10 protein-coding genes and 1 pseudogene are annotated in these 13,417 nt (G+C 58.8%); all 11 read left to right on the top strand.

Annotated features, from left to right (window positions below):
* Positions 1–19: 19 nt before the first annotated feature.
* The 11 genes and pseudogenes from NKH06_RS17090 to NKH06_RS17040 all read left to right on the top strand — a co-directional run bounded on the left by NKH06_RS17090 (position 20) and on the right by NKH06_RS17040 (position 13,373).
* Positions 20–472, top strand: coding sequence for an Lrp/AsnC family transcriptional regulator (locus NKH06_RS17090; RefSeq protein ID WP_352893495.1), 453 nt, complete (start codon positions 20–22; stop codon positions 470–472).
* 197 nt (positions 473–669) lie between these two features.
* A complete protein-coding gene (locus tag NKH06_RS17085; RefSeq protein ID WP_352893493.1) occupies positions 670–1,629 on the top strand; it encodes an aminotransferase class IV in 960 nt (319 codons plus the stop codon).
* 452 nt (positions 1,630–2,081) lie between these two features.
* Positions 2,082–3,281 (top strand): glycine C-acetyltransferase, encoded by a 1,200-nt coding sequence (locus NKH06_RS17080; RefSeq protein ID WP_352893491.1) that lies wholly within the window; start codon positions 2,082–2,084, stop codon positions 3,279–3,281.
* A gap of 224 nt (positions 3,282–3,505) precedes the next feature.
* Complete coding sequence (locus tag NKH06_RS17075) at positions 3,506–4,759, top strand: D-amino acid dehydrogenase (protein ID WP_352893489.1); 1,254 nt, start codon at positions 3,506–3,508, stop codon at positions 4,757–4,759.
* A 217-nt stretch (positions 4,760–4,976) separates the two neighbouring features.
* Positions 4,977–5,489 (top strand): annotated as a pseudogene (locus NKH06_RS17070) (integrase core domain-containing protein); the annotation flags it as partial.
* 927 nt (positions 5,490–6,416) lie between these two features.
* Positions 6,417–7,358 (top strand): ABC transporter permease, encoded by a 942-nt coding sequence (locus NKH06_RS17065; RefSeq protein ID WP_352893487.1) that lies wholly within the window; start codon positions 6,417–6,419, stop codon positions 7,356–7,358.
* 2 nt (positions 7,359–7,360) lie between these two features.
* Positions 7,361–8,242 (top strand): ABC transporter permease, encoded by an 882-nt coding sequence (locus NKH06_RS17060; RefSeq protein WP_352893486.1) that lies wholly within the window; start codon positions 7,361–7,363, stop codon positions 8,240–8,242.
* Between the two features lies 1 nt (position 8,243).
* Positions 8,244–9,251: an ABC transporter ATP-binding protein gene (locus NKH06_RS17055; protein WP_352893484.1), complete on the top strand. Its 1,008-nt coding sequence runs from the start codon at positions 8,244–8,246 to the stop codon at positions 9,249–9,251.
* Positions 9,248–10,276, top strand: a complete 1,029-nt coding sequence (locus tag NKH06_RS17050) for an ABC transporter ATP-binding protein (protein WP_352893482.1) — start codon at positions 9,248–9,250, stop codon at positions 10,274–10,276. The genes NKH06_RS17055 and NKH06_RS17050 overlap by 4 nt, the downstream gene beginning before the upstream one ends.
* Before the next feature lie 58 nt (positions 10,277–10,334).
* Positions 10,335–11,735: a CapA family protein gene (locus NKH06_RS17045; protein WP_352893480.1), complete on the top strand. Its 1,401-nt coding sequence runs from the start codon at positions 10,335–10,337 to the stop codon at positions 11,733–11,735.
* A gap of 165 nt (positions 11,736–11,900) precedes the next feature.
* Positions 11,901–13,373, top strand: a complete 1,473-nt coding sequence (locus NKH06_RS17040; protein ID WP_352893478.1) for a M81 family metallopeptidase — start codon at positions 11,901–11,903, stop codon at positions 13,371–13,373.
* The last annotated feature ends 44 nt before the right edge of the window (positions 13,374–13,417 follow it).

Here is a 13,417-nt window from a genome sequence, read left to right as displayed (position 1 = left end):
CAATCACGGGCGTTGTTCCATGGATGACCTAGATCGAAGGATTCTTGCGGCTCTACAAAAGAACAACCGGCTGTCGTTTGCTGAACTGGCGGAGTTGGTCGGTTCCTCGGCAGCCTCATGCATGCGTCGGGTGAACAAACTGCGTGCTGATGGCGTGATCATTGCGGACATCTCGCTGGTAGATCCGAAAGCTGTAGGCAAATCGCTCACCGTCGTTGTCACAGTTGAGTTGGACCGTGAGCGTCTTGACCTCGTCGACGATTTCAAGCGCGCCATGCGCGCGGCCAAGGAGGTTACACAGTGCTACATGGTTACTGGTGACGCGGACTTTGTGTTGATCGTGGCCGTTGAGGACGTCGAGGGCTTTGACGTCTTCGTCAAGACAAAGCTCTATACTAACGCCAATGTCCGAAAATTTCAGAGCATGATCTCGCTCGATCGTGTCAAGTTCGAGCCGCGGGTAACGGTGTAGACTCGACAGGCTGCCCTGAAGTCATCACTCCGGGCCGCGTTTTGAAACCGGCATTGCTGGTCTAACATCATATTGAGCTTTTTCGCCTAAGCAACTGTGCGATTAGTAGGTGCAGTCGCTCCTGCGCGACCACGGTGTGAGTTGCCCGACCGTTTGACGCAGGCAAGGCAACCGTCTCGTTGTAAGGAAACAAAAAAATGGCGACCCCGATTACACAAATCTTGCCCGTCCTTCCTTGTGTGGACGAGCATTACGTAGATGAAAGGCGTTATCCGCACGGAGCCGCTTTCATGGACGGGCAATACCTGCCGATGTCCGAGGCCAAAATCTCCGTGCTCGATTGGGGGTTCCTGCACTCGGATGCCACTTACGACACGGTGCACGTCTGGAACGGTAGTTTCTTCCGGCTGGACTTGCATCTTGACCGCTTCTTGGGGGGCGTGGAACGATTGCGAATGAAGCTGCCCTATGATCGGGAAAAAATAGGGTCGATCCTGAGAAATTGTGTCGCTTTGTCGGGGCACAGATCGGCGTACGTGGAGATGATCTGCACGCGCGGTTCGTCGCCGACATTCAGCCGCGATCCCCGCCAGGCGGAGAACCGCTTTATCGCGTTTGCTGTTCCGTTTGGATCGGTCGCCAACAAGGAGCAGTTGGAAAGAGGCTTGCATGTCGCGATCAGCGAGACCGTCCGTATCCCGCCTAATTCCGTCGATCCCTCGATCAAGAATTATCATTGGCTCGATCTCGTGAAGGGCCTGTTCGATGCCTACGACAGCGGGGCGGAGACAGCGCTGCTCCTGGATACAAACGGGCACATCGCGGAAGGGCCCGGCTTCAATGTGTTCCTTGTAAAGGACGGATCCTTGAAGACGCCCGCTTTTGGGGTATTGCCGGGCATTACACGCCGGACTGTGTTCGAGCTTTGCGCCGAGATTGGATTGTCGGCCACGGCTGCTGATATTAGCCGTGCTGAGGTCAAAGGGGCTGACGAGGTGTTCATCACCTCGACTGCCGGCGGCATTATGCCCGTGACGCGCATCGACGACGCCGCGATCTCTAATGGGCAGGTCGGATACGTCACTCGCCGGCTGATGGATCTCTACTGGCGAAAGCACGATGATCCGGCATGGTCGACTGCTGTCATCTACCCGTGATCGGAAATGAGCCAGGCGACAGCACTTTGCGAGCAGCTTCGTGACCCTGACGATGAGCGGTGGTCATGCACACTCCCGATAATCCAGCAGCCTCGCTTCGTCGGGGCGCCGTCCTAGCTCTGGAAGCCGCTCGATGCAGACCCACGTCTCCTGCTACCGAAAGACCTGCAGTCGGAAGACGATCGCAAGCCGCGATGGTGCGGCAAATTTCTGCGTCGCCGAGATCGGGCCACGCTCCGTGGAAGTGCATCCGCGAATTAGTGATGCCGGTTGGTCGGCGTCACAATCCCTGTGGAATATGACGAGTTCGGAGCTGCTACGCTACCGTTTGTGTTCTGGCGCGCGGGTTGAGCGAATCGACAGCCGTTACCACTCGATGATTAGCGTCCAAACCGCACTGATATCGTGGCCTTGTGTTGGACGTACTCTATGCCATTCCTGCGGAGTTGCCGATGATCAACGAATTGATTCCCTATTTGGCTGCGGAACTGGCTGGCTTGAAATCCGCGGGACTCTACAAATCCGAGCGCGTCATCGCGTCGACGCAGTCATCCGAGATCGAACTCGCAGATGGCAACAAGGTCCTGAATTTCTGCGCCAACAACTATCTCGGTCTCGCTGACAATAAATGTCTAAGAAAGGCGGCTAAGGGCGCGCTCGATCGCTATGGATACGGTATGGCGTCGGTCCGCTTTATCTGCGGCACGCAAGAAGTGCACACGCAACTCGAGACGCGCATCTCCTCATTCCTAAAGATGGAAGATGCGATCCTTTACTCATCCTGTTTCGACGCCAACGCTGGTTTATTCGAGACGCTGCTCGGCGAGGAAGACGCCATTATTTCCGATGCGCTGAACCACGCCTCGATCATTGACGGCGTACGGCTTTCAAAGGCCAGGCGCTTCCGCTATGCCAACAATGACATGGAAGCGCTGGAAGAAGAACTGAAGAAGGCCGAGGGTAGCCGCTTCAAATTGATCGCGACCGATGGCGTATTTTCCATGGACGGCATCATTGCCAATCTCGGTGGGGTTTGCGACCTGGCGGAACAATATGGCGCCATGGTCATGGTCGACGACAGTCATGCGGTCGGCTTCGTCGGCAGGCATGGGCGCGGCTCTGTGGAGCATTGCGGCGTCGAGGGCAGGGTGGACATCATAACCGGCACGCTCGGCAAGGCGCTCGGCGGCGCCTCGGGGGGTTACACGGCAGGCAAGCGCGAGGTCATCGACTGGCTTCGCCAGCGCTCGCGGCCGTATCTGTTCTCCAATACGCTGATGCCTGCCATTGCAGGGGCGTCGCTGAAGGTGTTCGATCTGTTAGAACAAGGCGATGAGCTACGCGAAAAGCTCTTTGCCAATGCCGACCGCTTCCGCTCGAAGATGTCGAAGGCAGGCTTCATACTGGCTGGCGCGAACCACCCAATCATCCCTTTGATATTGGGCGACGCGAGCCTCGCGCAGCAGATGGCCGAGAAGATGCTCCAGCTCGGCATCTATGTAGTCGGTTTCTCCTTCCCCGTCGTGCCAAAGGGGCAGGCGCGCATCCGCACGCAGATGTCTGCCGCACATTCCAGTACGGATGTTGACCGTGCCGTTAAGGCCTTCACTGAGGTAGGCAGGGAATTGGGAGTCATCCGACATCCAACATAACGGAAAGCCTTGGTCGATCCCTGCGAGGAAGTCATGATGAGTCCTTGCCGCTAAGTCCTGGCCGATCTGTGCAACGGAAGGTTGGTTATTCTCGTCCATCTACTGTCCAACTCTAGTGGCACCTTGATGCCTGCCCGAATGAGGCAGTGCTTGTCCGCCTCGGTCGTCTAGGTGATCTCCCGCGGAACCTGCACCCCAATATCTGCTATCTGTCTGGAGAACAAATGCCCAAGATTGTTATCATCGGCGCCGGGATCACAGGTGTGTCGACTGCGTATGCCCTTTTGGAGCGTGGTTATGATGTGACAGTATTAGATCGCCATCGATATCCTGCGATGGAAACGTCATTTGCCAATGGCGGACAGCTCTCGGCAAGCAACGCTGAAGTCTGGAACCGATGGGCGACGATTCTTAATGGGATAAAGTGGATGATCAAGCGCGACGCTCCACTTCTAATGAACCCTGCGCCCAGTTGGCACAAGTACAGCTGGCTGGTGGAATTCGTGGTGAACATCGCCAACTATCGCGAAAATACTATAAAGACTACCCAGCTCGCGATTATGGCGCGGAAGCATATTTTTGAGATAGCTGAGCGAGAAGGAATTGATTTTGATCATGTTCGTCGCGGCATTCTTCATCTATATTGGGACAAGAAAGATTTGAGTCGTGCGCGAATTGTAAACGAGTTGTTAGTTAAAGGTGGATTGGACCGACGGTCCGTTACAGTGGAAGAGATCCAATCGATCGAGCCCACTCTCCATAGTACTCCACATGGTGGGTTCTACACACCGTCGGACTCAACCGGCGACATTCACAAGTATACTGGCGGTCTCGCTTGGGCATGCGAGAGGCGCGGGGCCCGCTTCTGCTACGATGCAGATGTGCGGCGTATCGAACGTCAACAAAGTTTTCGAGTTTTCTATGCAAGTGGTGCTGAAGATCGACATTCCACGCAACATGAGATATGCGCAGACGCGATCGTCATCTGTGCCGGTTGTAGTAGCCGCGACTTTGCCGCGAGTTTGGGCGATCGGCTCAACATCTATCCGGTCAAAGGTTACTCCATCACGGTCGAGCTCGATGAGCCCGCGTCACAAGAAGCGGCACCCTGGGTCAGTCTGCTTGACGACCGCGCCAAGATCGTTACGAGCCGATTAGGTTTGTCTAGATTGCGAGTCGCCGGAACCGCTGAGTTCAACGGCCCAAACCGCGACATTCGGGACGACCGCATTAAGCCTTTGGTGGAATGGACGCGTATGCATTTTCCGAGGATAAATACCACCCACGTAGTGCCGTGGGCGGGCTTGAGGCCGATGATGCCCGACATGATGCCACGGGTCGGCAGAGGCCGGGCACGCGGTGTGTTCTACAATACGGGCCATGGTCATTTAGGCTGGACCTTGTCGGCTGCAACTGCCGAGATGCTTGCGGTGATCATTTCGGGTGACTTGCCGGTCGACGTACGCAAAGTTGCCTGACTGCAACGGAGAGAGTGCGATGAATATCGCCGATTTATAGAGAGCCGCGCAGGTTTCGGGATGCAAGGTCACAAGCGGCGTCTTGCTGAACTTCTGCCGGATGCGCGTCGAACCCCCGAAACGGCGCCCCTCACCGCCCTTGTACGACGTGCCGCGATCGACGAGCATTACCGGGCCGCGTGGTCTCCGCGGAATAAATTTTGTCGTGGAGGCTACGGCGCGCTTCATCAAGCTTGGCATCGCTCTTGAGCGCATCCAGCCGGGCAAGCCGCAGCAGAACGGGCGCCATGAGCGCTTCCACCTGACCATGCTGCCGATGGCCAAGGCACCGAAGGCCGACAGGGCGGCTCAAGCTCAGGCCTTCGAGGCCTTCCGGCGCAGCTACAATGAGGAGCGCCCGCACGAGGCACTTCGCATGGGCACCCCGGCGCAGCATTACCGTCCCTCGACCCGTCCCATGCCCAAGACGATCCCCGAGCCGGACTATCCGGACGAGGCGGCGGTGCGCAGCGTGCGCCAGAACGGCGCCGTCAAATGGCAGGGCGCAGAGATCTACGTCTCGGCCACGCTGGCAGGCGAGCCGATTGCCATCGAAGAGACTGAGAACGGCCAACGGGCGGTGCGCTTCTATGCCCATCCGCTCGGCTTCATCGACCACAAGCACATGAAACTGGTTCGCCGCAGCGCCGCGCCAACCCGACCGCTTGGCGCTGCGACGAACCCATCATAAGGGGGAAAACTGTTACCTATGTATCCGGTTCAAACTGTTACCCATCTATCAGCTGGACAGGGGATGGCGTAGCCTTTTCCGGCGGGACGGAACACGAGAGGTGATAGTCGTCGAACGGCACGGCCGCCTAGATGGCATTCCGGAACCGGCTTATACCTACGACTTCGATGGCGACTGGCCGCACACGGCCGCGACCGAGGCCATCGCACCATCGCCGATCCAATATACGAGCATCAACCCGAGCTAACACGGTGGCATGGTCGCCCATTCGATCCGAGTATCCAGCTGAAGACCAGACCCAAACCCGGATCGGAAGATCGCCAACGCCAACGCGGCATTCGCGAAAAGCCGCAGCCAGACACCCTGACATCGCGAATGGTCGCAGCCCTCCGCGGAAGCGTAACTTGCGCGACGGTTTACTGGCTGCTCAGATGAGAACTCGCCGCTACCGGGCGCAAGTCTGCCCGCCGTGTCCTGGCTCACCATCTGACAAAGAGGCAGATGCCAATGATCGCCACAACACCCGCGTCGCTTGCGCCGACCTGGGGTGGGTAAGAGTTCGGCCCGATCAGCGTCAACCAGCGCGCGCTTGTGGAAACGGCTCATGCGAGTGCGCCCGGTCGCCGTGTGCGCGCTCGATCAGGCTGAAACGTTTCAGACCGGCCGCGTTTTGGAGTTCACATTTCAGCAATTGACCCATTTTGGCTCAAACCTACCTCGGTAGGTGCTATCGTTTCGAAAATGGTATCTGCTGACAAAGTCATTCGTGGGAGAGCGAGACCTCTGCCGCCGCTTTGCGATCAGAAGCCTCGCGTGACGTGGGCCAAACTAATAGGTGCCGATGGACCGCGCCGCGAACACAAAAAGGGGAGCGAAACTTGAAAATCTCTCGACGCGACCTCATCATGCAGAAGGTCTAAGGGCGCGATGGCTGCTTATATACTGCGCCGAATGGTCTCGACCGTCGCCGTCATGGCGATGGTCGGCATCTTCGTCTTCCTGCTTCTCAGGCTCGCGCCCGGCGATCCGGCGGCCATCATGGCTGGCCCTAGGGCCACGCCAGAGATGATCGCCGGTATTCGCGAACAGCTGGGACTCAATCAGCCGCTTCCCGTTCAGTTCGTCCATTGGGCGCTCGGCATACTCGGCGGCGATCTCGGGACCTCAATTTTCACGGGGAGGCCAGTTTTTGAGCTGATCTCGCAGCGGCTGGAACCTACCGTTTCCCTGTCGATCTGGACGATGACCCTTTCAATCATCATAGGAGTCTCCTTTGGCATCATTGCGGCATGGCGAGCGGGCGGTCTCGTTGATCGCGTCCTAACGGTATTTGCGACACTTGGTTTTTCTGTGCCGGTGTTTGTCGTCGGCTTCTTTCTCATATACTTGCTCGCCATCAGAACTCATTGGCTACCGGTGCAGGGATATCAGCCTATAGCCCATGGCGTCGAGCCATGGCTTATGCACCTGATCCTGCCGACCGTTACTTTGAGCATTCCTTACATTGCTTTCATCGCTCGGATCGCGCGGGCGAGCATGCTCGAGGTTCTGTCGGAAGACTACATGCGAACAGCCGCCGCCAAGGGCGCCTCGTCCTATGCCATGCTTTTCCATCATGCTTTGAAGAATGCCGGCGTCCCAATCCTCACCGTGATCGGCCTAAGTTTCGCAGGTCTGATCGGCGGTGTCGTCATCACGGAAACGGTTTTTAACATACCCGGTGTCGGTCGTTTGGTGGTCGATGCGATCAACAACCGCGATTATCCCATCATTCAAGGTGTGCTGATCCTGGTTTCGGGTCTGTATGTCATTATCAATCTTGCGGTCGATCTTTCCTACACCCTTGTCGACCCCCGGATCCGGTACTGATTATGACGCTCCTCTCCGCACCAATTGAAGCCGTGCCGATGGGTCGGCTGCAGCTTTCCGATCTTCCCCGTCTGGCTAGGCGGCACCCGCTCGTCGTAACAGGCGGCGGCCTCTTAGCTCTGTTGATTGTTCTAGCGCTCGCTGCGCCACTTTACGCCGGCGATCCGGTGAACATGGACCCTTTCAAGCGCCTTCAACCGCCGTCAGCTGACATGTGGTTCGGAAGCGATAATCTGGGCCGTGACGTATTTGCACGGACGGTGTTCGGCGCCCGGATATCCCTCATAGTCGGATTAGCGTCGGCGGCGGGCGCGGCTTTGGGAGGCGTTCTGATCGGTGTCATCGCCGGCTACAATCGCAGCTTCGATAACATTGTCATGCGGGTCATGGACGGCCTTATGTCGATCCCGACCATTCTTCTAGCCATCGCGCTTATTTCTCTGACGGGCCCCGGGGTCGGTATCCTCATCGTCGCCATCACGATCCCCCAGATGCCGAGCGTCACGCGACTGGTTCGTTCGGTGGTTTTGACTGTTCGGGAGCGTCCTTATGTGGAGGCCGCGCTCTGCGGCGGTGCGCGCCTGCCGAAGGTGCTGTGGCGGCATATCCTCCCGAGTACGATACCGGCTCTCATGGTGCAGAGCGCCAATGTCTGCGCAGATGCGATCCTGACTGAGGCGGGGCTGAGCTTCCTCGGCGTAGGCGTGCCGCCCGAGATTCCCAGCTGGGGCAACATGATCGCAAGTTCGCGCCTATATCTCTCTGTTGCCCCTTTGACGATCTTCGCTCCCGGTATCTGCCTTGCCGTCACTGTCCTTGCCGTTAACCTGCTTGGGGATGGCCTACGCGACCTGTTCGATCCTCGCGCGAAGCGGGGGCGTTAACATGCAGATGCATCAAAACGCAGGCAACGACGTGCTTCTCGACGTTTTAGACCTTGAGACGCACTTTTACGGCGAAGAAAGCGTCACCCGCGCCCTGGGCGGTATCAGCTTCCACGTGAAGAAAGGCGAAACGCTTGGCGTTGTCGGTGAATCCGGATGCGGAAAGAGCGTCACCGCCCTCTCGATCCTTCGCCTGCTACCGAAGCTTTCCGCCAGGACTGTCGGCGGTGAGGTCCGCTTTCACGGACGCGACCTGCTTGAGCTGTCGGATCGGGAGATGCGAAAGATCCGCGGCGACCAGATCGCGATGATCTTCCAGGAGCCGATGACGAGCCTGAACCCCGTCTATACGGTCGGCCACCAGATCGCCGAGGCGGTTCAGATCCACACTAAGACTTCGCGGTCCGTTGCCATGGCAAAGGCCGAAGAGATGCTCCGTCTCGTCCGCATCGCGGACCCCGGGCGTCGCGTGAACAACTATCCCCACGAAATGTCAGGTGGGATGCGCCAGCGCGCAATGATCGCCATGGCTCTCGCCTGCTCACCAGAGCTATTGATCGCCGACGAGCCAACGACTGCGCTCGACGTTACTATCCAAGCGCAGATCCTGCGGCTCATCGTCGATCTGAAAGAGCGCACGGGAACGGCCGTGATGTTGATCACGCATGACCTGGGCGTCGTGGCCGAGACATGCCAACGCGTGATTGTCATGTATGCCGGCCGAATCGTAGAACAAGCGAGCGTGATGGATCTGTTTGCGCGTCCAGCGCATCCCTACACCCAAGGTCTCATGCGATCGGTGCCGGATCCACGGCGCGGCCGACAGCGCCGACTTCCAGAGATCCCCGGGATCGTGCCAAACCTGCGCGAGCCCATTGTGGGCTGCAGCTTTGCGCCTCGCTGCCCTTTCGCGATCGACATTTGCCGCGAGAAGACGCCCGCCCTGCGTGATGTCGGGTCGAGCCACGCCGCGGCTTGCTGGCGCGCCGAAGAGGTGATGGGCGCATGAACGGTCCTCTGCTGAAAGTCGAGAACCTGACTAAGCACTACCCGCTTGGCTCAGGAATCTTCAAGAAAAGCATTCCGGTGATCCGGGCGGTGGAGGATGTATCCTTTTCCGTCGCGGCGGGCGAGACGCTTTGCATCGTCGGTGAGTCCGGCTGTGGCAAGTCCACCGTGGCGCGGCTCCTGATGCGGCTCGTTGAGCCGACGGGTGGGCGCGTGCTGATCGACGGAACCGACATTGCCGGCCTCAAGAAGGACGCGCTTCACGCTTGGCGCCGTCGGATGCAGATGGTGTTTCAGGATCCTTACTCATCGCTAAATCCGCGCCTTACCGCCGAACAGATTATCACCGAACCCGTTGAGAATTTCAAGCGTCTCAGCCGAAGGCAGCGGCAGGCACTCGCCGGAGACCTTCTCCGAAAGGTCGGCATGTCGCCGGACATGATGCACAGGCTTCCGTCCGAATTGTCGGGCGGTCAGCGCCAGCGACTCGGCATTGCACGCGCCCTGTCGCTCAACCCCTCGCTCATCATCGCCGACGAAGCGGTGTCGGCCCTCGACGTCTCCGTGCAGGCACAGATTCTGAATCTGCTTCTGGATCTCCAGCAGCAGATGGGTATCGCCTTCGTCTTCATCTCGCATGACCTTGGCGTCGTGGAGCATATCGCGCATCGCGTTGCCGTCATGTATCTGGGGCGGATCGTGGAGCTCGCCCCGAGCGAAGCGCTCTTCGCGAAACCGATCCATCCCTACACCGAGGCGCTGATCGCGGCCGCCCCTGTGCCGGATCCGACGCGAGTTCGGTTGGAGGCGCCTGTCGAGGGCGAGGTGCCAAGCCCCATCAATCCGCCAAATGGGTGCGCGTTCCACCCGCGTTGCCCGCTCGCCGTCGAGCGGTGCCGCATCGAAGTGCCGCCCCTAGTACCGATGGTCGACGGTCGCGTCGTGGCCTGTCATGTGCGCGCTCCGGCCACAGACATCCCGGTGCAGCGAACTGCGGCGGCCAGTTCTTCGCTTGCTCAAACATAGGTATCGGAAAGCGCAAGCACAGCAGCAAAATGGGCACCTGAGACAGATAGGAAATCATATGGAGAGACATTCATACGAGAATGGAAACCAGCCGGTCGAAGAGGATGCTGGCTTCGACACGGTCGGTTCGATCGCGACCAACGTCGAAGACGGCTTCACAATGGCAGCAGTTGGGGATCTCCTCTTTGCGCGGCCAGTGACGAAGGGCCATTATCCTGGCTTAGGCGATGTTCTCAGGACCTTCCATGGAGCCGATGTCACTTTCGGGAACCTGGAAACCAACATCTTGGATGTTCAATCAAAAGGATGTCCGCAGGCAGAGTATGGCGGAGCGTATTGCATCAGCGACCCGCAGCTAGGACCTGACTTAAAGGCCATGGGCTTCAATATGGTCAGTCGCGCGAATAACCATACGCTCGACTGGGGCCTTGAAGGCATGCGCGAGACGAGCCGCGCGCTCGATGAAAACGGCATCATCCACGCAGGCGCAGGTGAAAACCTCGCACAAGCTGGAGCCGCGCGCTTCCTGGAGACTCCGCGCGGAAGAGTAGCGTTGGTGTCATTTGCTACGACGTTCATGCCGATGGCTCGTGCGTGCGATCCCGCTGGCGAGGCGCCAGGTAGACCAGGGCTCAACGCCCTTCGTTTGGAGAAGAGCATCGTTGTTGCGCCGGAGATGCTCGAGAGCTTGAGAGAGGTGCGCGAAGTGCTACCGGGCTACAACCCTGCTGGAAAAGATCCAAGCCGCGTAGTCCTCGGCGGCGTGACGTACAAAGCTGGTAACAAAGCCAGTTACAGCTTCGAACCCAACTCGCGTGACATCGCCGATATCCTGCGCAACGTTCGTCGGGGCAAACAGATCTCCGACTTCTGCATCGCCACCAATCATGAGCACGAGCCCGGGGTATGGAGCCAAGAACCGCCTGACTGCGAACAGGCGTTTGCCCGAAGGCTTATCGATGCCGGGGCAGACGCATACGTCGTGCATGGGCCTCATCAGCTGCGAGGCATCGAGATCTACAAAGGTCGGCCTATCTTTTACAGCTTAGGTAATTTCTTCTGTCAAGACCTCCGGACCCCAGTAGGCGATGACATGTACGAGGTATACGGCAAGGATCCGAGGGTCGATACGGACGTAGAAGTCACGGTCGACGAGGTGGCAAAAGGCTATCCGACTGCGGAAGGGTTAGTAGGGTCTCAATCTGATTCGATCTTCTATGAGAGCGTGGTGGCCCTTAGCCGCTTTGAGCAGAACCAACTCGCTGAATTGCGGCTCCACCCGATCGAGCTCCGCCGCGTAAACAGATTTGCGAACCGGGGTGTACCGCGGCTCGCACCCGGCCCGCAAGCAATAACTATTCTGGAGCGCCTACAGAAGCTCTCGACGCCCTTTGGCACCAACATTGAGATCGAGAACGGGGTTGGCTTGATCCGACTGCCGTCCGGCTTGGCGCAATGAGCGGATGTGGTGACACCTCAGGTGCCGGATAGTACTAGCCCCGGCCGACCGGCTGCGACACCTGGGCCCAGTCCATAGGGCGGTGTTCGACCTGCTGCTTGCAAGACCAACCCTTTTGAGGCACCGCGCCAACTGCCGGGCCACGTGCCATCCGGAGAAATTCCCATGAGCTACCGCATACTCACTGGCGAGATAGACACGGAGACAAACACCTTCAGTAAGGTGCCAACCACGCTCAAAAATTTCGAGCTGCTGCTGGGAGACGAGATTCCGCCGGCGCGGCGGGGTACGCGCACTGCGCTGGGCGCCGCCTTCGAGGCGGCGGAGAAGTTTGGTTGGACGCTTTCTCATCCGCTCGCCGCTGTGGCCACCCCTTCCGGCACGGTGACGAACGAGACATTTGAACAGCTCTGCACCTGGCTCCTTGGCGGCGCAGAGGGCTGCCAGGGTGCGCTCCTCAACTTGATGGGCGCCATGGTAGCTGTGGGCTATGAGGACACGGAGGGCGAGATTCTCGCTAGGTTGCGTGCCGTTCTCGGGCCTGATGCGCCGATCGTCGTCACGCTCGATATGCACGCAAATGTCACGGAGAAGATGGCGACAAATGCCTCGGCGCTGATTGCCGTGCGGACCTATCCTCACATTGATTATTATGAACGGACCTGGCAAGGGGCCGAGCTGCTTGACCGCGCGTTGAGCGGCAAGATTAATCCCCGCACCGTCATCGCCAAGCGACCGATGCTGCACGGTCTCGACGGCGGGCGCACTCAGGTGGGCCCAATGCGCGAGTTGATCGACCGGGGCGATGCGTTGGAAGACTCCGGCAAGGCGCTCGTTGTCAGCGTCTGCGCCGGGTTTGCTTCGAGCGACATTTACGATGTCGGGCCCAGCGTCACCGTTACAGCCGATGGAGATACCGCCGAGGCCCAGCGCATCGCCGAAGAATTCATGGACTACGCTTGGGAGACACGCGCCTTCACCACCGATACCACCATCAGTGTCGCCGAGGCCCTGGAACGCGCCAAGACGGGCGAGGCCGGCGCTGACAAGCCTTTGGTGATCGTAGAAATAGGAGACAATCCCGGTGGCGGAGCTTACGGCGACGCCACCGATCTGCTCCGCGCGATGATCGCAGCCGACCTTCAGAACGCTGCCTTCCATGCTATCTTCGATCCGGAGGCCGTTCAGGCCGGTATTACAATCGGGGTCGGCAACAAGGGCCGCATCAGGCTTGGCGGCAAGCACGCACCGGAGATGGGTGGGGGTCCGCTCGAGGTCGAGGCCCAGATTGTCTCCCTAACTGATGGCCGCTTTCGCTGCTATGGGCCTTCCTTTCTTGGCGGAGGCACATGGCGCAGCTTCGGACCTTGCATGATGATGCGCGTGGGCGGCATCGAAGTCGCCGTGATCTCGCGGCCGGAACAAACGGTTGACCTGGCCCAGCTCACCTCTCTGGGCATTGACCTCTTTCACTGTGGGACCGTAGCGCTGAAGTCCTATCATCACTTCCGCGCAGCGTTCGAGCCGATCGCTCGTGAGGTGGTCAGGGTCGACGCCGGCGGGCTCGGATCCAAAACGTCAAGGCAATACCGTAATGCCCGCCGGCCCATATGGCCGCTCGACGAAATCACGCTCTAGTACTGCAGATGCCGATCATTTTCTGGTTCCCATCGTTGTAGGAA

The sequence above is a fragment of the Mesorhizobium sp. M1342 genome (assembly GCF_040317955.1).
Lineage (GTDB): Bacteria > Pseudomonadota > Alphaproteobacteria > Rhizobiales > Rhizobiaceae > Mesorhizobium.
This window is presented reverse-complemented; position numbering and strand designations above follow the sequence as displayed.